Genomic DNA, 17,514 nt, shown 5'->3' with positions numbered 1-17,514 from the left:
GCGATCTCACTGCATCTCCCTACGACAAGGAACACCCCATGGGCCTGGACGACCGCGACGGCAAGATCTGGATGGACGGCGAGCTGGTGGACTGGCGCGACGCCAAGGTCCACGTGCTGACCCACACGCTGCACTACGGCTGCGGCGCCTTCGAAGGCGTGCGGGCCTACAAGACCGACAAGGGCACGGCCATCTTCCGCCTGCGCGAGCACACCCAGCGCCTGTTCAACAGCGCCAAGATCCTGCGCATGAAGCTGCCGTTCACGATCGAGCAGGCCGAGGAGGCCCAGAAGGCGGTGGTCAAGGCCAATGCGCTGGAGAGCTGCTACCTGCGCCCGCTGACCTGGCTGGGCTCCGAGAAGCTGGGCGTCTCGCCCAAGGGCAACTCGGTGCACCTGATGGTGGCGGCCTGGGCCTGGGGCGCCTACCTGGGCGAGGACGGCCTGGCCAAGGGCATCCGCGTCAAGACCAGCAGCTACACCCGTCACCACGTCAACATCACGATGACGCAGGCCAAGACGGTGTCCAACTACACCAACTCCATCCTGGCCAACACCGAGGCCACCGACGACGGCTACGACGAGGCCCTGCTGCTGGACGCCGCCGGCTTCGTCTCCGAAGGCTCGGGCGAGAACGTCTTCATCGTCAAGGACGGCGTGGTCTACACCCCCGACCTGTCGGCCGGCGCCCTCAACGGCATCACGCGCAACACCCTGTTCCACATCTGCGAGGACCTGGGCCTGAAGCTGGTGGAGAAGCGCATCACCCGCGACGAGGTCTACATCGCCGACGAGGCCTTCTTCTCCGGCACCGCCGCCGAAGTGACCCCGATCCGCGAACTCGACCGCGTGCAGATCGGCAGCGGCGTGCGCGGCCCGGTGACCGAGAAGATCCAGAACGCCTTCTTCGACATCGTCAACGGCCGCAACCCGAAGTACGCCCACTGGCTGACCCGGGTCTGAGCCGGGCGCGTCCGACCCGTTCCGACATTGACTGCTTCCAAGGTTGAATCCATGAGCGCCGCCACCCAAGCCCCCGCCGTCGTCGAAGTCACCGCCCAGGACCTGCAAGGCCCGGGCGTGGTGTTCTGCCCGAACCCCAAGATGCCGCTGTGGAACCACCACCCCAAGGTGTTCGTGGACCTCAGCCACGCCGGCGAAGGCCAGTGCCCGTACTGCGGCACCGTCTACCGCCTGAAGGCGGGCGAGAAGATCCCGCACGGCCACTGAAGCCGTGAGCGGCGGGCCGGCCACGCGCGAATTCGTCTGGCGCGAAGCCCAGGCCGCGCTGCTGGACCAGTTGCGCCGCAACGACCCGGCGCATGCGCTGCGCCGGGCCACCCGCTCGCTGGCGTTGGCCGCCGGCCGCGAGGTCGCCCTGGTCGGCGGGGCCCGCGCCGACGACAGCGGTGCGGGCTGCTGGCTGGGGGGGCCCACGGCTTCGCCGGCCGCGCTGCAGGCCCAGGGCTGGTCCAAGCCGCTGGACTGCACCGGCGAGCGCGTCGGCACGGTCTGGTTCGCCACCGGCCCCGCGGGCGACGACCGCGGCGCGTTGCTGGACCTGCTGGCCCCGCTGCTGGAGACCACGGCCGAGCTGCTGGCCCTCTGGCTCGAAGCGCGCGGGCAGCGCTCGCCCGCCTCGCTGTCGCTGGTGCAGGTGGCCATGCGCGAGGCCGGCACCTACGTCTGGGAATGGGACCTGCGCACCGATGTGCTGAGCGACATCGACGAGGGCGCGCTGATGCTGGGCTACGACCCCGACGCACTGGGCCACACCCAGGCCGACTGGGACCGCCTCATCCACCCCGATGACGCGGCGGGTGCCGAGGCCGCCTACCAGGCCCATGCGCGCGGTGAGACGCCGCTCTATCAGACCCGCTACCGCGCCCGCGCGGCCGATGGCCGCTGGCGCTGGATCGAGGAACGCGGCCGGGTGGTGGAGCGCGATGCGGACCTGAACCCGGTGCGCATGCTGGGCACCCAGACCGACGCCACGCTGCAGCACGCGCTGGAGGAGGCCCGCCGCGAGCGCGCCGTGGCCCAGGCCGCCAACGCGGCCAAGACCCAGTTCCTGTCGCGCGTCAGCCACGAGCTGCGCACGCCGCTGCACGCGGTGCTCAGCTTCGCCCGGTTGATGGCGAGCGACCCCGATCACCCACTGCCCCCGGCCCAGCAGCGCCGGCTGACCCATGTGCAGCAGGCCGGCGAGCATCTGCAGGCCCTGATCGACGACCTGCTGGACCTGTCGCTGGTGGAGGCCGGCCGTCTGCACCTGCAGCCCGAGGCGGTGGTGCTGGCCGACCTGCTGGCCGAGGTGCAGGCGCTGATCCAGCCGCAGGCCGAGGCGGCGGGCATCGTGCTGGACGTTCCGCCGGTGCCGCCCGGCGCCATGGTGCGGGCCGATGCGCGGCGGCTGCGGCAGGTGCTGCTGAACCTGGTCTCCAACGCCATCAAGTACAACCGGCCGCAGGGGCGGGTGCGCCTGAGCGCGCAGGCCAGCGCGGCCGGCTGGACCCTGGCGGTGGCCGACACGGGCAGCGGCATCGCGCCGGAGCGGCTCTCCGAGCTGTTCCAGCCCTTCAGCCGCCTGGGGCGCGAGCACGGGCCGGTGGGCGGCGTCGGGCTGGGGCTGGCGCTGTCGCAGATGCTGGTGCAGGCCATGGGCGGCGAGATCCGCGTCGACAGCGTGCTGGCCGGCCCGGACGGCCGGGGTGGCGGCACCACCTTCCGGGTGATGCTGGCGGCAGCCTGAGCCGCGCCCGTCAGCGGGGCGGTGTCTGGCGGGCCTGCTGTTCGCGCCTGGCCCAGTGGCCGCCGGCCAGGGCCAGCGGCAGCGTGCTGAGGTCGCCGAACAGGTCGAACCACAGCGGCGTGTCCGGCGCGCCGAGCAGCAGCATCAGCAGCAGGCCCAGCACGCCATAGGCGGCCGAGTTCAGGTAGGGCAGGCGGCCGGCCATGCGCGCGGCCAGGTAGCCGCCCAGCACCGTGCTGGCCGAGCCCAGCAGCAGCGAGGCGCCCAGGTACGACGGCGACTGTCCGATGGCCTCGAAGGCCTTTTGCAGATCGGCCTGGCTGGCCCCGTCGGGCAGGGCCTTGCGGCCCATGAACAGCGTCAGCAGGATGCCGGTCAGCCCGTCGAGCAGCAGCGTGACCATCATCGCCATCCCGACGGCCTTGTAGTGCACATGGCGCAGCAGCTGCATCAGCATCGCGGCCGTCCCTTCAGCGCAGCCGGCCCAGCAGCATCACCAGCCCCAGGCCGATCAGCGCCACCGGCCACCAGTGGTTCAGCCAGCGGCCCAGCGGGGGCATCCAGCCCAGGCGGGAGAGCAGAAAGTAGGCGCCGATGCCAATCAGCAGCAGCGGCAGGAACAGGGAACGGGAACGCATCGGGACCTCGCAGGGCACGCAGGATCGGGCGGCATTGTCGCGCGAGCGGCGCCGCGCGGGGGCGGGGGGTCATTCGGGCCAGCCCAGCCAGGCCGGCAGCACGGTCTCGGCGCGGCCCAGCACCGTCTCCTGGAAGGCCGGGTTGGGCGGCACCAGCGGCTCCAGGTTCATGAACACGGTGCGCGCACCGGCCTGGGCGGCGTAGCGCACCAGGCTGGCGGCCGGGTCCACCAGGCCCGAGGTGCCGATGGCCAGGAACAGGTCGCAGTCCCGCAGCGCCCGGTCCACCTGCCAGAGGGCCTGCAGCGGCAGCGGCTCGCCGAACAGCACGATGTCGGGCCGCAGCACGCTGCCGCAGCGCGGGCAGCGGGGCACCGCCTCGGTGTGCGGCGCCAGGTCCTCGAACGGGGGCAGGTCGCAGTCCGGGTTGCTGCAGCGGGTCAGCATCACGTTGCCATGCAGCTCGCAGACATGGCGGCTGCCGGCGGCCTGGTGCAGACCATCGACGTTCTGCGTGACCAGCAGCAGCTGCTGGCCGGGCCGCAGCTCGGCCTCCCAGCGGGCCAGGGCACGGTGGGCCGCATTGGGCCGGGCCTGGGCAATCGGGCCGCGCATGCCGCCGAACAGGCGCCAGGTGTCCTGCGGGGATTCGGCCAGCGCCCGGGCATGGCCCAGGCGCTCGACATCGTGCGCCGCCCAGACGCCGTCGGGGCCGCGGTAGGTGTGCAGGCCCGAGGCCACCGAGATGCCGGCCCCGGTGAGGACCACGATGCGCTGGTACTGGTGGCGGTCGAAGCTCATGGTGGCGCGACCATACACCGGCCGGCGCCCTGCGGTTCAGGGCTGCAGCTGGTGGTAGGCCGCCCGGGCCAGCGCCGCCAGGTCGACGGGCCCGGCCTGGCCGACCGGGCCGCTGAGTGCGTAGCCCAGCCGCCCGTCGAGCCAGTAGAAGCTGCGGGTGTCGCCGGCCCGGGCCTGGCCGAAGCCGGTGGGGCCGGCCGCGCCCGGCGGCAGCACCGAGACATAGAGCGTCAGCCGCTGGCCCTGTCCATCCTGGTACATGAACTGGGCCCGCGCCGGCCCGGCGGCGGTTTCGCCAGCGCCGGCGGGCAGCAGGCGCCCGCCCACCAGCGCAAAGCCCTGGGCGCTGAAATCCGGCGCGCGCAGCGGCGTGCCCAGGCGGCGCGAGAGCCATTGCACCAAGTGGGCCTGCTGGTCGGCCGCCACCTCCACCGGGTGGCGTTGCTCGGGGGTGTAGACCGCATGGGCGATGGCCGCGTCCTGCACGAAGGTCGGCACGGCGACCTGCGGGGCCAGTGGCGTGGTGCCGGGCCAGGCGCCGCGGGCCCACCAGCCGCTGCCCGCGCCCAGGCTCAGCATCAGCGCGGCCGCCAGGGCCTGGACCCGGGGCGTGCCCAGCCCGCCCCAGCGCGGCCGCGGGCGGGGCGGCGGGGGCTGCAGTGCGGTCAGCAGGGACGCGGGCACCGGCTCGGCCAGCCATTCGCGGCCCAGGGCCTGCAGCTGGCCGCGCTGGGCCTGCCAGCCCATCACGCGGGCGGCCTCGGCGGGGTGCTGCTCCAGCCAGGCGGCCACCTGCGCGGCCTGGGCGGCGTCCAGCTCGCCATCGGCCAGGGCGTGCAGCGTGAAGTCGTCGGGGCGATCGGTGTCCATGGGGTTCACTTCACCACCCGCAGCGGGGTGGACCGGGGGGCCGGGGTCTCCAGCAGGGCGCGCAGTTGCTCGCGGGCCCGCGACAGGCGCGACATCACCGTGCCCAGGGGCAAGGCCAAGATCTCGGCGGTCTCGCGGTAGCTGTATTCCTCCACCGCCACCAGCAGCAGCACCTCGCGCGCGGCCGGGCTCAGCCGGGCCAGGGCGCGCTGCAGGTCCAGCGCCGCGCCCAGGGCCGGTGTCGGGTCGTGGGTGGGCAGCGCCGGGCCGTCCTCCTCGTCCCAGGGGTCCATCAGGTGCTCGCGGCCATCGCGCAGGCCGTTCAGGTAAAGGCGGTGCATCAGCGTCAGCAGCCAGGCCAGCAGTGAGGCGGTGGCCTCGTCGCGCGGCGTCCACAGCGCCCATTTGCGGCAGGCGCGCTCCACCGTGTCCTGCACCAGATCGTCGGCCCGCGCGGCCTGGCCCGTCAGCAGACGGGCGTGCCGCCGCAGCCGCGGCAGCAGCGGCACCATCGCGTCGGGGCGCAGCTCGGCCATAGGGCGCCAGGGTCAGGGCTTGGCGATGTGCCAGACGCCCTTGAAGCCGTCGCCGGTGCGGTCGCCGGGCTGCTGGTCCTGGGCCCAGTGGTAGAGCGGCCGGCCCTTGTAGGCCCACTGCTGCGTGCCGTCCTCACGTTTCACCAGGCTCCAGTCGCCCTGGGCCATGGCGCCGGCCGGGGCCAGCAGCGGCGGCCAGTTGGCGGCGCAGGGACCGTTGCAGCGGCTCTGGCCGCTGCCGGCGCTGTCCTGGTCGAAGGTGTAGAGCGTCCGGTGGGCGGGGTCGACCAGCGCGCCGTCCAGCACCAGGGCCGGTTCGGCCGCCTGGGCCAGGCCGGGTGCCAGCGCTGCCACGGCCAGCAGCGCGGGGGCGCACAGGGAGGGGAGGGAGAAGAAGCGGTTCATCGCAGGGCCTCGCAAAAAGAAGAAGGGGTGCTGCATGAACACGGCAGGGCGGCGGTTTATTCCATCGCCCGGGGCGCCAGACTGGGCAGCTCGTCGGGCTGCTGGAACAGCTGGCGCGGCTGCGCGGCCTCGAGCTCCTCGCGCGAGCCATGCCCCCACAGCACGCCGGCCCCGTCCAGCCCATTGCGCCGGGCGGCGCTGATGTCCACCGCCCGGTCGCCGATCATCAGCGTGGCCGCCGCGATCCGGCCTTCGGCCTTCAACTCGGCGATCTGCTGCCACTTCTCGCGCCCGACGTCGCCGCCACTGATGAAGCGGAAGTGCGGCCGCAGGCCGAACAGGTCCAGCACCTTGGCGGCGAAGTCGGCCCGCTTGGAGGTGCACAGCGCCATCGGCATGCCGGCCGCGGAGAGGGCCTGCAGGGCCTCGGGCACGCCGGGGTAGAGGGTGTTCTCGGCGTAGCCGATGGCGCCGTAGCGCTCCCGGTAGGCGCCGATCAGGGCCAGGATGTGGGCCTCGTCCTGCACGCCGGTGAGGCGGCGGAAGGACTGCTCCAGCGGCGGCCCGATGCAGGCGGACATCTGCTCCAGCGGCACCTCGGGGTGGCCGAAACGGGCCAGCGCATGGTTGATGGAGCGGCCGACACCCAGCAGCGGATCGCTGAGGGTGCCGTCCAGGTCGAACAGCAGAAAGTCGTAAGCAGCCATGCCGACAGTGTCGGCGATGGGCGTCCCCGGCGCTCAGGCCGTCCGCGGCAGGCTCGGGTGCGGCCAGTCCGGGCCGGCGGAGCGGTCATCCTCGGTGGCCCGGCCCGCCGTCCAGGCCGCCTGCCAGGTTTGCAGCGTGGTGGGCGTGGCGCCGGCCAGTCCGCGCACCAGGCAGACCGCGCTGGCGCCGGCCGCGGCGGCGGCGCGCGCCTGGTCGGGCTGCAGCACGCCGCCGATGGCCACCACCGGCGCCGGTGACAGGGCGGCCCACCAGGCCAGGTTGTCCAGCCCCTGCGGGTGCCAGGGCATGGCCTTGGTGGTGGTGGGCCACACCGGCCCGCAGGCGATGTAGTCGGGCCGCAGGCCGGCCGCGCGGGCCAGCTCCCAGACGCTGTGGCTGCTCAGGCCGAGGGCCACGCCGTCCTGCCGACGGGCCCGTTGCAGTTGCGCCCGTTCCGGCACGCTCAAGGCGGCCCAGTCCTCTTGCCCCAGGTGCAGGGCGCGGGCCCCGGCGGCCAGGGCGGTCTGCCAGTGGTCGTTGACCCACAGCGTCACGCCGGCCGCCTCGGCCACCGGCAGGCAGCGGCGGATGGTGTCGGCCAGCGCGGCGTGCCAGGCCGCGTCGGCGCCGGTGGGCGGGGCCTTGCAGCGCAGCTGCAGGTGGCGCAGCGGCAGGCCGGGCTGGCGCAGCAGGGCCAGGGCCGCCTCGGCGCTGTCCACGATGCCGTAGAGGCCGGGGGCGAAGGTCGGGGGCGCCGGAGCTTCGGCCACCGCCGCGGGCAGGTCGTCCCAGCCCAGCGTGGGCAGGGTGGCACCCGCCTGGCCCCAGCCGGGCGTGGCCCAGACCGGCCCGGCGCCGGCCCCTTGCGGCCCGGCCTGGCGCAGCGCGTGGGTGGTCAGCAGCTTGGCCAGCACCGCGGCATCGGCCACCGGAAAGCCCCGGGCCAGCGCGGCGGCGGCCGCCGTGGCCAGGGTGCAGCCGGTGCCATGGCTGTGCGGCGTGGCCAAGCGCGGATGGGCCAGACCACCGCGGGCCTGCGGGCTGTCCAGCCAGTCCAGGGCCTGGGTTTCGGCCTGGGCATCGCCGCCGGTCAGCAGCACGGCCTGGGCGCCCAACGCACGCAGCGCAGCGGCCTGGGCGGGCAGGGCCTCGGGCCCGGCCTCGTCCGTCTGACCCAACAGGGCCGCGGCCTCGCGCCGGTTGGGCGTGACCAGGGTGGCGCGCGGCAGCAGCTCGTCGCGGTAGGCGGCCAGCAGCTCGGCGTCGGCGAAGGGTGCGCCGGTGGAGGCGCGTAGCACCGGGTCCACCACCAGGGCCAGGTCGGGCTGGTGGCGGCGCTGGGCGTCGACCCAGCGGGCCAGCGCGCGGGCGTTGGCCGCGCTGCCCAGCAGGCCGGTCTTGAGGGCCGCGGGCGGCAGGTCCTCGGCCAGGGCGTCCAGCTGGGCCTGCAGCAGGGCGGGGGACAGGGCCTTGATGTGGCGCACCGCCTGGCTGTGCTGGGCGGTGACGGCGGCCACCACCGGGCACAGGTGCACGCCAAAGGCCTGGGCCGCGCGCTGGTCGGCCGACAGGCCCGCGCCGCCGCCGCTGTCGGTGCCGGCCACGCTGGCGATGCGCGGGCGGACGGGGAAGTCGTGGGTCATGGCGTGCTCAACCGATCAGGAAGGGCCGCCCACCCACCGGCGTGCTGGCCACGGCCATGGGCTGCGGCGCCATCAGGCCGGCCTCGAAGCCCGCGCGGCCGGCCCGCACCGCGGCGCCGAAGGCCGCGGCCATGCGCACCGGGTCGCCCGCCTGGGCCACCGCGGAGTTGAGCAGCACGCCGTCCAGGCCCAGCTCCAGGGCCTGCACCGCGTGCGAGGGGGCACCCAGGCCGGCGTCCACGATCAGCGGCACGCCGGGCAGGCGCGCGCGCAGGGTGCGCAGCGCGAAGGGGTTGAGCAGGCCCTGGCCCGAGCCGATGGGCGCGGCCCAGGGCATCAGCACCTGGCAGCCCACGTCCAAGAGGCGCTGGCAGCCCACCAGGTCGTCGGTGCAGTAGGGGAAGACCTGGAAGCCTTCACGCACCAGCACCTCGGCCGCCTGCACCAGCTCCCAGGGGTCGGGCTGCAGGGTGTGCTCGTCGCCCACCACCTCCAGCTTGATCCAGGCGGTGTCATAGAGCTCGCGCGCCATGCGGGCCAGGGCGATGGCCTCGCGCGCGCTGCGGCAGCCGGCGGTGTTGGGCAGCAGGTGGCCGCCGTGGTCGCGCAGGTGGGCGCGCAGGCCGGCGACGAAGCCGTTGTCGCCGCCGGCCAGGGTGCGCTTGAGGCCCACGGTGAGCACCTGGGCGCCGCTGGCGGCCAGGGCGCGGGCCAGCACCTCGGGCGAGGGGTAGCCGGCGGTGCCCAGCAGCAGGCGGCTGCGCAGCGGCACGCCGTACAGGGTCCAGGGGGAATCGAGTGTGTCGAGGGACATGGGCATCAGCCTCCGACGATGGCTTGGAAAAGAGCGATCTCGTCGCCCGGTTGCAGCAGGGTGGCCGCGCGCTGGGGACGGGGCACGAAGCAGGCGTTGACCGCGCTGGCCACGGCCTCGGACGCCAGGCCTTCGGCGGCCAGCAGGTCGGCCAGGCTCAGGCCGGGCCGCCAGGGCCGCGGTTCACCGTTGAGGGTCACGGTGGGCGTGGTCTCAGGCATGGGCGGCCTCCTGATCGGGCGTGAGGGTGGGCAGGCCGAGCCCGGTCAGGGCCTGCTCCACCAGCGCCGGGGCCAGCAGCCAGCCGTGGCGGAACAGGCCGTTGATCGCCAGCCAGCCCGGTGCCGTCTGCACCCAGGGTCGGTGGTCCGGCAGGGCCGGGCGTAGATTGGCCTCCAGGTGGACGATGCGGGCCTCGGCCAGCTCGGGGATGACGCTGTGGGCCGCGGCCATCAGCTCCACCGCGCTGCGCAGGCTGACCGGTGAGCGGTCCTCGCTGTCGAGCTCGCTGGCGCCCAGCAGCACCAGGTCGCCCGGCCGCGGCACCAGGTAGACGCGGTGGCGCGGGTGCAGCAGGCGCAGCGGGCGATTCAGGGGCACACCGGGGGCGTGCAGCCAGACCACCTCGCCGCGCACGCCGCGCAAGGTGGGCCGCGGGTCCGATGGGCTCATGAGATGAGCCTGGGCTTCGGCCTCCGGTCGCGCACCCAGCCCACGGGCGTCGATGGCCAGGTCCACGTTCAGCACCTGGCCGTCCTCCAGCGTCAGGCGGTGCGGGGACACGTCGGTGACCCGCCGGCCCCAGTGCCAGGCCACGCCGGGCGCGTCGGCGGCCAGGGCCTCCAGCAGGGCCGGGCCCAGCACCTGGCCTTCGCCGGGCAGGCGCCAGCCCCACAGCCGCGGGGCCAGGGCGGGCTCCAGGGCGTGCAGGGCCTCGGCGTCCAGCGGCTGGGCGGCGGGCCAGGCCGGATCCTGTGCGCGGGCGGCTTCCAGCCGGGCCAGCACCCGCTGGGCCGCGCCCAGGTCGCTGGGGTGGGCCAGCAGCAGGCTGTCCTGGCGGCGCACCAGGCCTTGCGGCGCATCGGCGCGCGCCGGCAGCCGCGCGGCCACCGCCTGCCACAGGTCCAGCGAGCGCCAGCCCAGTGCGGCCACGTCAGGCTCGGCCTGGTCCAGCTCGGCCAGGGGGCTGAGCATGCCGGCGGCGGTGAAACCGGCCGCATGGGGTGCGTGAAACAGGCTGCCGCGGGCCGGGGCCAGGGCATCGGGCGCCGGGTCCACCACGCTGACGCGCCAGCCCGCGTGGGCCAGGCGCCAGGCCAGCAGCCGGCCCAGCACGCCGGCGCCGGCAATGCCGGCATGGGGTCGCGATGAGGCGCTCATCTCAGGCCTCCGGCTGGATGGGGATGTAGAGCGCGCCGCCGGCGGCCTTGAACTCGGCCGACTTGGCGGCCATGCCTTCTTCGGCCGCGGCCTCTTGCTCGGCGCTGAACTGGCGCACGTCCTGGCTGATCTTCATTGAGCAGAACTTGGGCCCGCACATGGAGCAGAAATGGGCCTGCTTGGCCGCGTCCTTGGGCAGGGTCTCGTCGTGGAAACTGCGCGCGGTGTCCGGGTCCAGGCCCAGGTTGAACTGGTCCTCCCAGCGGAACTCGAAGCGGGCCTGGCTCATCGCGTCGTCGTGGGCGCGGGCGCCAGGGTGGCCCTTGGCCACGTCGGCCGCGTGGGCGGCGATCTTGTAGGCGATCAGGCCCTGCTTGACGTCCTCGCGGTCGGGCAGGCCCAGGTGCTCCTTGGGCGTGACGTAGCAGAGCATGGCCGTGCCCATCCAGCCGATCATGGCCGCGCCCACCGCGCTGGCGATGTGGTCGTAGCCGGGGGCGATGTCGATGGTCAGCGGGCCCAGGGTGTAGAAGGGAGCGCCGTGGCAGTGCTTCAACTGCTCGTCCATGTTGGCCTGGATCAGGTGCATCGGCACATGGCCCGGGCCCTCGATCATGGTCTGCACGTCGTGCTGCCAGGCGATCTGAGTCAGCTCGCCCAGGGTGCGCAGCTCGGCGAACTGGGCCTCGTCGTTGGCGTCGCTCAGCGAACCCGGGCGCAGCCCGTCACCCAGCGAGAAGCTCACGTCGTAGGCCTGCATGATGTCGCAGATCTCGGCGAAGTGGGTGTAGAGGAAGTTCTCGCGGTGGTGGGTGATGCACCACTTGGCCAGGATGGAGCCCCCGCGCGAGACGATGCCGGTGCGGCGCTTGGCGGTCAGCGGGATGAAGGGCAGGCGCAGGCCGGCGTGGATGGTGAAGTAGTCCACGCCCTGCTCGGCCTGCTCGATCAGGGTGTCGCGGAAGATCGGCCAGCTCAGGTCCTCGGCCACGCCGCCCACCTTTTCCAGCGCCTGGTAGATGGGCACCGTGCCGATGGGCACCGGCGCATTGCGCAGGATCCAGTCGCGGGTGGTGTGGATGTGGCGGCCGGTGGAGAGGTCCATCACCGTGTCGGCGCCCCAGCGGGTGGACCAGACCAGCTTTTCCACCTCTTCCTCGATGCCGGAGCTGACGGCCGAGTTGCCGATGTTGGCGTTGACCTTGACCCGGAAGTTGCGGCCGATGGCCATGGGCTCCAGTTCGGGGTGGTTGATGTTGGCCGGGATGACGGCCCGGCCGGCGGCCACCTCGTCGCGCACCCACTCGGGGGTGATGACCTCCGGGATGCGGGCGCCGCGGGCGTCGCCGCGCAGCCGGGCCTCGCGCTCGGCGTCGCTGCCATAGGCCTGCATCCACTCGCGCCGGCCCATCTCGCGCAGGGCGACGAACTCCATTTCCGGTGTGACGATGCCGCGGCGGGCGTAGTGCATCTGGGTCACGCACTGGCCGGCGCGGGCCCGGCGCGGGGTGCGCTGCAGGCCGGCGGCCTGCTGGCGCAGGGCCTGCAGGCGTTCGGCATCCGGGGTGTCACGGCGGTCGCCGTCATCCACCGCCTGCGGGGCCCGGCCGGCGTAGGGTTCGGTGTCGCCGCGGGCGTCCAGCCAGGGTGCGCGCAGCGCGGGCAGGCCGGCGCGCACATCGGCCGTGAAGCCCGGTGCGGTGTAGGGGCCGGAGGTGTCGTAGACGGTGACGCGCTCGCCGTTGCTCAGCGCGATCTCGCGCAGGGGCACGGCCACGCCGGGGTGCCGCGTGCCGGGCACATGCACCTTGCGCGAGGCGGGAAAGGGCGCGCAGGCCTGGGCCAGCAGGGAGGCGAAGGGGGGCTTCTCGGGCGCGTTCATGGCGGTCTCCTGAAAGGAACAGATGGACTGCTCCGGAGACCGCCCCGCCCCGGCTGATGCGGGCGGGGCCACGGCCGGGCTCGCGCCCGAGCCACGGACCACGCCCTCAGGGTGGGTCTAGCGCTCTTCTTCCGCCGGTACGAACCGGATCAAGTTCTCGGGTTGGGTGGGTCACCCTCTCAGCGCTGCGCGCGCACCCCGGAGCGAGGCGCAGTGTAGCGCGCTCTGCTCCGGGGCGGTGGGGCTCACTGCACGACCAGCTCGACGCGGCGGTTCCTGGCGCGTCCGGCCTCGGCGGCGTTGGCGGCCACCGGGGCCAGGCTGGCCACGCCCTGGGCGGCCAGCCGGGCCGCCGGGATCTGGTACTGCTTGACCAGCGCATCCACCACCGCCTGCGCGCGCTGCTGCGACAGCGTCAGGTTGGCCGCCAGCGTGCCCTGGTTGTCGGTGTGGCCGACGATATAGACCTTCAGCGCGGGCTGGGTCTTGAGCAGCCGGGCCATCTCGTCGAGCTGGGCCTTGGACTCGGGCTTGAGCGCGGCCTTGCCGGTGTCGAAGTAGATGCCGTAGAGGGCGATCTTGCCCTCGGCCTGCAGGCCGTTCTTCAGCGCGTCGGCGTTGACGGTGACCTGGCCACCCAGCATGGCCTTGGGCTCGGCGATCTCGATGTAGGTGCCGACGAAGGGGCTGTTGTCGACCTTGCCGGTGTTGACCATCACATGCACGGTGGCGCCGTTGCGGTTGAGCGTGCCGTAGCTGAAGAACAGGTCCTCGGTGCCCACCATGTTCACGCCGCCCAGGCCGTTGATGGCGTGGGCCAGCTGGGGGTCGGACTGGCGGTCGCGGCTGGCCGCGAAGTTGGCCTGTTTGAGCTGGTCGTAGCGCTCGTCGGCAAAGCCGTAGCGCATCTTCTCGCACAGGGGCTGGCTGGGCGTGCAGCTGACCACCGCCTTGAAGCCGGCGGCGGCCAGGGCCTGCTCGTAGTTGCGGTGCACCTCCAGCGGGGTCTTGCCCGGCGGGGCCAGGTAGACCAGGCGGGTGACCTGGCCCTCCACCGTCACCGGCGCGAGGAAGTGGTTCTTGCTGTCCAGGCCCAGCTTGCCGGGAAAGCTGGTCTGGGCGAAGGACTGCTGCTGGTAGGCGATCAGCCAGGAATCGGTGTAGCGCTGCAGCAGCGGGTGGTCCTGGCCGCCGGCCACATCGGTGGCCCAGCTGGGGGCGGCGGCAGCCGGCATGGCCAGGCTGCCCAGGGTGCCGGCCAGCATCAGGCCGGCCAGGCCCGCGCGCAGGCGGGCGTGCATCGAACGGATCATCGGGGTCCCTGTCACGGTTGGAATGCATGGGGGGCGGGCGGCGCCCCGGTCCGGGGTTGTACCCCCGTTCCGTGACGTCGCCCCGCCCCCAGGCGTGACAGGATGTGACGCGGCGGCGTGCGATGGAGTCAGTTCAGCGGCACCGGCACGAACAGGGTCTCGTCGTCGCGCTTGATCAGCAGGGCCACCTGCTTGGGATGGGTCTTGAGCACGCTGCGGATGTCGTCCATGCCCTTGACCGGCTTGCCGTTGATGGCCAGCACGATGTCGCCGGCCTCGATGCCGGCCCGCGCGGCCGCGCCTTCGGCGTCGTCCACCAGCAGGCCGCCGTCCACGCCGGCCTGGCGCTTCTCGTCGCGGCTGAGGTTGCGCAGGGCCAGACCCAGCTGCGGGCCTTCGCCGGCGGCGTTGCCGGACGAGGCGCTGTCGTCCTGTGCCTTGCCCAGCTTGGCCTCGATGGTCTTGCTGCCGTGGTCGCGCCAGACGGTCAGCGTCACCTTCTCGCCCGGCGCGGCCAGGCCGATCTGGCTGGACAGCGAGCCGGCGTCGGTCACCGGCTTGCCGTTGACCTGGGTGATGACGTCGCCCGGCTTGATGCCGGCCTCGGCGGCGGCGCTGCCCTTTTCCACCTTGGACACCAGCGCACCCTCGGGCTTGGCCATGCCGAAGGAGTCGGCCAGGGCCTGGTTGACCGGCTGGATCATCACGCCCAGGCGGCCGTGCTGCACATGGCCGGTGGCGACGATCTGGTCCTTGACCTTCATCGCGATGTTGATCGGGATGGCGAAGGACAGGCCCTGGAAGCCGCCGCTCTGGGTGTAGATCTGGGCGTTGATGCCGATCACCGCGCCGCTGCCGTCGAACAGCGGGCCGCCGGAGTTGCCGGGGTTCACCGCGGCGTCGGTCTGGATGAAGGGCACCACGGTGTCGTCGGGCAGCGAGCGGCCCTTGGCGCTGACGATGCCCTGGGTGGCCGTCTGCTCCAGGCCGTAGGGCGCGCCGATGGCCAGCACCCGGTCGCCCACCTCGGCCGCGTCCGAATTGCCCAGGCGCACGGTGGGCAGGTCCTTGGCGGCGATGCGCAGCACCGCAATGTCGGTCACCGGGTCGGAGCCCAGCACCTTGGCCTCGAACTCGCGGTGGTCGGTCAGGCGCACCGTCACCGTCTTGGCGTCGCGCACCACGTGGGCATTGGTCAGGATCAGGCCATCCGAGGCGATGATGAAGCCCGAGCCCTGGCCGCGGAAGGGCACCTTGCCGTGCGGCTGACCGCCGCGCATCTGGAAGCCCGGCATGCCGCGGAAGAAGCGGAAGAAGGGGTCGTTCTGGATGTCCGGGCCGTCCTCGTTCGGGTCGGGCTGACGCTCGCCCGAGACCATCACGCCGACCACGGCCGGGCCGGCCTGCTTGACGATGGCGCGGTAGTCCGGCACCGCGCCGGGGGGCAGCGGCGCCACCGGGGCGGCGGGCACCACGGCCGCGGCGGCGGCCGCCGCCACCGGCGTCTGGCCGTTGCCCGAGAACAGGTGCTTGAAGTCGATCGCCCCGGCGCTGGCCGCCGCGACGATCGCGGTGGTCGCGGCGGCGGTGATGACGATGGTGGACAGGGTCTTGGTACGGCTGTTCATCGCAGAACTCCTTGTCGTGGATGGGCGCGGCAGAACCGCTTGCCTGCATGGTGGACAAGGGCGATGAGGCCTTCGTGAGGCGAAGATGAAGCGAAGGTTAGGGCGCGGCCGGCCCCGGGGTGGCCGCAAAGCGCACCTGCACCCGCAAGCCCCCCAGCGGCGAATCGGCCAGCGTGATCCGCCCGCCATGCCGCTGGGCCACCGCCTGGGCGATGGCCAGGCCCAGGCCGGAGCCGTCGGCGCGGCCGGTGTCGCGGCGCCAGAAGCGGTCGAAGACCCGTTCGCGCTCGGCCGGCGGGATGCCGGGGCCGTCGTCGTCCACCGTCAGGCATGGGCCGTTGGCCTCGGCGCTCACCTGCAGCCGCACCTGGCCGCCGTCGCGGCCGTAGCGCAGGGCGTTGTCAGCCAGGTTGCGCACCAGCGCCGACAGGGCGGCGCGGTCGCCGCGCATCGGCACCGGCTGCTCGGCCTCCAGCGCCAGGCTGGCGTGGCGGGCCTGGGCCTGGGGCCAGAGGTCGGCCAGGGCCTCGCCAGCCAGTTCGGCCAGGTCCAGCGCCTGCGGCTCCGGCGGCGGGCTGCCGGGTTCGTTGCGGGCCAGGGCCAGCAACTGCTCGACCAGGCGCGCGGCGCGCTCGATCCCTTCGCCCAGGGCCTGGATGGCCGCGCCGCGCTCGGCTTCGGCAGAGGCGTCCTTCAGCGCGCGCAGCTGCAGCTTCAGCGCGGTCAGCGGCGAGCGCAGCTCGTGCGCCGCATCGGCCACGAAGGCGCGTTGGGTGGCCAGGCTGCCGCCCAGCCGGGCCAGCAGGGCGTTGAGCGCGGCCACCAGGGGCCGCACCTCGTCGGGCAGCTCGGCCTCGGGCAGGGGCGACAGGGCGGTGGCGTCGCGCCGGCCCACGTCGCGTGCCAGGCGCTGCAGCGGGGCGGTCAGCAGGTCCACCAGCCACCACAGCAGGGCCACCAGCGGCAGGGCCAGCCAGGCCAGGGGCGCGACGCTGCGCAGCGCGGCCTGGGCCGCCCGGCCGCGGCGGATGCGCTCGGGCTGGGCCACCTGGATCACCCGGCCGGCCGAGGCCACCGCGAAGCTGCGCCAGACCTCGCCGCCGACCGCGATGTCAGCCAGGCCCAGCACCGCCTTCTCGGGCAGGGCCTGCGGCAGCTGCGAGGCATAGATGCTGAGGCCGTCCTCGCTCCAGACCTGCACGACAAAGTCCAGCCGCTGGTCGGCCAGCGCGCGGGCCTGGTCGGGCGCGATGGCACCCTGGTCGCGCAGTGACAGCGCCATCTGCTGCAGCTGGTAGTCGAACAAGGCCTCGGTGTCGGCCAGCACCGAGCGGTAGGTCAGCCCGGCCACCACCGCGGCGGCGGCGGCCAGCACCGCCAGCAGCGACAGCAGCAGCCGCCAGCGCAGCGAGCGCCAGAGCCTCATGCGGCGTCCACCGGGGTCAGGAAGTAGCCCACCCCGCGCACGGTGCCGATGCGCTCGGCCCCCAGCTTGCGGCGCAGCTGGTGCACATAGACCGAGACGGCGTTGCTCTCGATCTCCTCGCCCCAGCCGTAGAGCTTGTCCTCCAGCTGCGCCCGCGAGAGCAGGGCGCCGGGGCGTTGCATCAGGGCTTCGAGCACCGCGAACTCGCGCGCCGACAGCAGCACCGGCTCGCTGCCGACCTGGACCTGGCGGGTGGCCGGGTCCAGCGTGATGGCGCCGTGGCGCAGCACCGGCTGGGCATGGCCGCCCTGGCGGCGCAGCACGGCGCGGATGCGGGCGGTCAGTTCGTCGAACTCGAAGGGCTTGACCAGGTAGTCGTCGGCCCCGGTGTCCAGGCCGCGCACCCGGTCGCCCGGGCCGTCGCGGGCGGTCAGCACGATGACCGGCGTGGTGTCGCTGCGCTGGCGCAGCTCGCGCAAGAGGCTCAGACCGTCGGCTTCCGGCGCCGTGGCGGCACCCGGCCCGCCGGGCGGCAGGCCCAGGTCCAGCAGCACCAGGTCGAAGCGTTCGCTGCCCAGCGCGGCGCGGGCAGCGGCCAGGTCGCGCACCCAGTCGACGGCAAAGCCCTCGGGGCGCAGCGCGGCGCGCAAGGCCTCGCCGATCATGCGGTCGTCTTCCACCAGCAGCAGGCGCATCGGGTCAGGTCGGGGGCGGCAAGC

The 17,514-nt window shown here is 73.7% G+C and carries 19 protein-coding genes and 1 riboswitch; of the genes, 3 read left to right on the top strand and 16 right to left on the bottom strand.

Annotation, left to right across the window (positions count from 1 at the left end; all coding sequences use genetic code 11):
• Positions 1-38: 38 nt before the first annotated feature.
• The 3 genes from KGA65_RS16925 to KGA65_RS16915 are packed head-to-tail and all read left to right on the top strand — an operon-like array spanning position 39 to position 2,751.
• On the top strand, positions 39-962 hold the full coding sequence (locus KGA65_RS16925; protein ID WP_225864300.1) for a branched-chain amino acid transaminase: 924 nt from the start codon (positions 39-41) through the stop codon (positions 960-962).
• A gap of 51 nt (positions 963-1,013) precedes the next feature.
• Positions 1,014-1,229, top strand: a complete 216-nt coding sequence (locus tag KGA65_RS16920) for a zinc-finger domain-containing protein (RefSeq protein WP_225864299.1) — start codon at positions 1,014-1,016, stop codon at positions 1,227-1,229.
• Positions 1,230-1,233: 4 nt separating this feature from the next.
• On the top strand, positions 1,234-2,751 hold the full coding sequence (locus KGA65_RS16915; RefSeq protein ID WP_225864298.1) for a sensor histidine kinase: 1,518 nt from the start codon (positions 1,234-1,236) through the stop codon (positions 2,749-2,751).
• Positions 2,752-2,761: 10 nt separating this feature from the next.
• Here the strand turns inward: KGA65_RS16915 and KGA65_RS16910 are convergent, their stop codons facing one another.
• The 16 genes from KGA65_RS16910 to KGA65_RS16835 all read right to left on the bottom strand — a co-directional run bounded on the left by KGA65_RS16910 (position 2,762) and on the right by KGA65_RS16835 (position 17,490).
• The gene (locus KGA65_RS16910) at positions 2,762-3,208 is read right to left on the bottom strand and encodes a hypothetical protein (protein ID WP_225864297.1); all 447 of its coding nucleotides are present in this window, start codon (positions 3,206-3,208) and stop codon (positions 2,762-2,764) included.
• 13 nt (positions 3,209-3,221) lie between these two features.
• A complete protein-coding gene (locus KGA65_RS16905) occupies positions 3,222-3,389 on the bottom strand; it encodes a LiaI-LiaF-like domain-containing protein (RefSeq protein ID WP_225864296.1) in 168 nt (55 codons plus the stop codon).
• Between the two features lie 69 nt (positions 3,390-3,458).
• Positions 3,459-4,190 (bottom strand): SIR2 family NAD-dependent protein deacylase, encoded by a 732-nt coding sequence (locus KGA65_RS16900; RefSeq protein WP_225864295.1) that lies wholly within the window; start codon positions 4,188-4,190, stop codon positions 3,459-3,461.
• Positions 4,191-4,226: 36 nt separating this feature from the next.
• On the bottom strand, positions 4,227-5,060 hold the full coding sequence (locus KGA65_RS16895) for an anti-sigma factor family protein (protein WP_225864294.1): 834 nt from the start codon (positions 5,058-5,060) through the stop codon (positions 4,227-4,229).
• A gap of 5 nt (positions 5,061-5,065) precedes the next feature.
• Positions 5,066-5,596: an RNA polymerase sigma factor gene (locus tag KGA65_RS16890; protein WP_310740982.1), complete on the bottom strand. Its 531-nt coding sequence runs from the start codon at positions 5,594-5,596 to the stop codon at positions 5,066-5,068.
• Between the two features lie 12 nt (positions 5,597-5,608).
• Positions 5,609-6,001: a COG4315 family predicted lipoprotein gene (locus KGA65_RS16885; RefSeq protein WP_225864293.1), complete on the bottom strand. Its 393-nt coding sequence runs from the start codon at positions 5,999-6,001 to the stop codon at positions 5,609-5,611.
• A gap of 56 nt (positions 6,002-6,057) precedes the next feature.
• Positions 6,058-6,708, bottom strand: coding sequence for an HAD-IA family hydrolase (locus KGA65_RS16880; protein ID WP_225864292.1), 651 nt, complete (start codon positions 6,706-6,708; stop codon positions 6,058-6,060).
• A gap of 33 nt (positions 6,709-6,741) precedes the next feature.
• A complete protein-coding gene (gene thiD / locus KGA65_RS16875) occupies positions 6,742-8,352 on the bottom strand; it encodes a bifunctional hydroxymethylpyrimidine kinase/phosphomethylpyrimidine kinase (RefSeq protein ID WP_225864291.1) in 1,611 nt (536 codons plus the stop codon).
• A 7-nt stretch (positions 8,353-8,359) separates the two neighbouring features.
• The gene (locus KGA65_RS16870) at positions 8,360-9,166 is read right to left on the bottom strand and encodes a thiazole synthase (RefSeq protein WP_225864290.1); all 807 of its coding nucleotides are present in this window, start codon (positions 9,164-9,166) and stop codon (positions 8,360-8,362) included.
• 5 nt (positions 9,167-9,171) lie between these two features.
• A complete protein-coding gene (gene thiS, locus KGA65_RS16865; protein ID WP_225864289.1) occupies positions 9,172-9,387 on the bottom strand; it encodes a sulfur carrier protein ThiS in 216 nt (71 codons plus the stop codon).
• Positions 9,380-10,546 (bottom strand): FAD-dependent oxidoreductase, encoded by a 1,167-nt coding sequence (locus tag KGA65_RS16860; protein ID WP_225864288.1) that lies wholly within the window; start codon positions 10,544-10,546, stop codon positions 9,380-9,382. Before KGA65_RS16860 ends, thiS begins: the two co-directional genes overlap by 8 nt.
• Position 10,547: 1 nt before the next feature.
• A complete protein-coding gene (gene thiC, locus KGA65_RS16855) occupies positions 10,548-12,428 on the bottom strand; it encodes a phosphomethylpyrimidine synthase ThiC (protein ID WP_225864287.1) in 1,881 nt (626 codons plus the stop codon).
• Between the two features lie 109 nt (positions 12,429-12,537).
• A riboswitch (TPP riboswitch) is annotated at positions 12,538-12,639 on the bottom strand.
• A 34-nt stretch (positions 12,640-12,673) separates the two neighbouring features.
• A complete protein-coding gene (locus tag KGA65_RS16850; protein WP_225864286.1) occupies positions 12,674-13,741 on the bottom strand; it encodes an OmpA family protein in 1,068 nt (355 codons plus the stop codon).
• 128 nt (positions 13,742-13,869) lie between these two features.
• Positions 13,870-15,369 (bottom strand): DegQ family serine endoprotease, encoded by a 1,500-nt coding sequence (locus KGA65_RS16845; RefSeq protein ID WP_225864285.1) that lies wholly within the window; start codon positions 15,367-15,369, stop codon positions 13,870-13,872.
• A 97-nt stretch (positions 15,370-15,466) separates the two neighbouring features.
• Entirely contained in the window at positions 15,467-16,795 is a 1,329-nt protein-coding gene (locus KGA65_RS16840; RefSeq protein WP_225864284.1) for a sensor histidine kinase, read from the bottom strand.
• The gene (locus tag KGA65_RS16835; RefSeq protein ID WP_225864283.1) at positions 16,792-17,490 is read right to left on the bottom strand and encodes a response regulator; all 699 of its coding nucleotides are present in this window, start codon (positions 17,488-17,490) and stop codon (positions 16,792-16,794) included. The genes KGA65_RS16840 and KGA65_RS16835 overlap by 4 nt, the downstream gene beginning before the upstream one ends.
• Positions 17,491-17,514 lie beyond the last annotated feature (24 nt).

The sequence above is a fragment of the Ideonella benzenivorans genome (assembly GCF_020387415.1).
GTDB lineage: Bacteria > Pseudomonadota > Gammaproteobacteria > Burkholderiales > Burkholderiaceae_C > Ideonella > Ideonella benzenivorans.
Note: the sequence above shows the minus strand (reverse complement) of the source record. Positions and strands in the feature narration are given on the sequence as shown.

Bases quoted from the DNA above. Each gene is read 5' to 3' on its own strand.
- thiC (WP_225864287.1), bottom strand. From the start codon at position 12,428: ATGAACGCGCCCGAGAAGCCCCCCTTCGCCTCCCTGCTGGCCCAGGCC.
- KGA65_RS16925 (WP_225864300.1), top strand. From the start codon at position 39: ATGGGCCTGGACGACCGCGACGGCAAGATCTGGATGGACGGCGAGCTG.
- thiD (WP_225864291.1), bottom strand. From the start codon at position 8,352: ATGACCCACGACTTCCCCGTCCGCCCGCGCATCGCCAGCGTGGCCGGC.
- KGA65_RS16850 (WP_225864286.1), bottom strand. From the start codon at position 13,741: ATGATCCGTTCGATGCACGCCCGCCTGCGCGCGGGCCTGGCCGGCCTG.
- KGA65_RS16870 (WP_225864290.1), bottom strand. From the start codon at position 9,166: ATGTCCCTCGACACACTCGATTCCCCCTGGACCCTGTACGGCGTGCCG.
- KGA65_RS16920 (WP_225864299.1), top strand. From the start codon at position 1,014: ATGAGCGCCGCCACCCAAGCCCCCGCCGTCGTCGAAGTCACCGCCCAG.
- KGA65_RS16885 (WP_225864293.1), bottom strand. From the start codon at position 6,001: ATGAACCGCTTCTTCTCCCTCCCCTCCCTGTGCGCCCCCGCGCTGCTG.
- KGA65_RS16835 (WP_225864283.1), bottom strand. From the start codon at position 17,490: ATGCGCCTGCTGCTGGTGGAAGACGACCGCATGATCGGCGAGGCCTTG.
- KGA65_RS16910 (WP_225864297.1), bottom strand. From the start codon at position 3,208: ATGCTGATGCAGCTGCTGCGCCATGTGCACTACAAGGCCGTCGGGATG.
- KGA65_RS16905 (WP_225864296.1), bottom strand. From the start codon at position 3,389: ATGCGTTCCCGTTCCCTGTTCCTGCCGCTGCTGCTGATTGGCATCGGC.
- KGA65_RS16845 (WP_225864285.1), bottom strand. From the start codon at position 15,369: ATGAACAGCCGTACCAAGACCCTGTCCACCATCGTCATCACCGCCGCC.
- KGA65_RS16890 (WP_310740982.1), bottom strand. From the start codon at position 5,596: ATGGCCGAGCTGCGCCCCGACGCGATGGTGCCGCTGCTGCCGCGGCTG.
- KGA65_RS16895 (WP_225864294.1), bottom strand. From the start codon at position 5,060: ATGGACACCGATCGCCCCGACGACTTCACGCTGCACGCCCTGGCCGAT.
- thiS (WP_225864289.1), bottom strand. From the start codon at position 9,387: ATGCCTGAGACCACGCCCACCGTGACCCTCAACGGTGAACCGCGGCCC.
- KGA65_RS16840 (WP_225864284.1), bottom strand. From the start codon at position 16,795: ATGAGGCTCTGGCGCTCGCTGCGCTGGCGGCTGCTGCTGTCGCTGCTG.
- KGA65_RS16880 (WP_225864292.1), bottom strand. From the start codon at position 6,708: ATGGCTGCTTACGACTTTCTGCTGTTCGACCTGGACGGCACCCTCAGC.
- KGA65_RS16900 (WP_225864295.1), bottom strand. From the start codon at position 4,190: ATGAGCTTCGACCGCCACCAGTACCAGCGCATCGTGGTCCTCACCGGG.
- KGA65_RS16860 (WP_225864288.1), bottom strand. From the start codon at position 10,546: ATGAGCGCCTCATCGCGACCCCATGCCGGCATTGCCGGCGCCGGCGTG.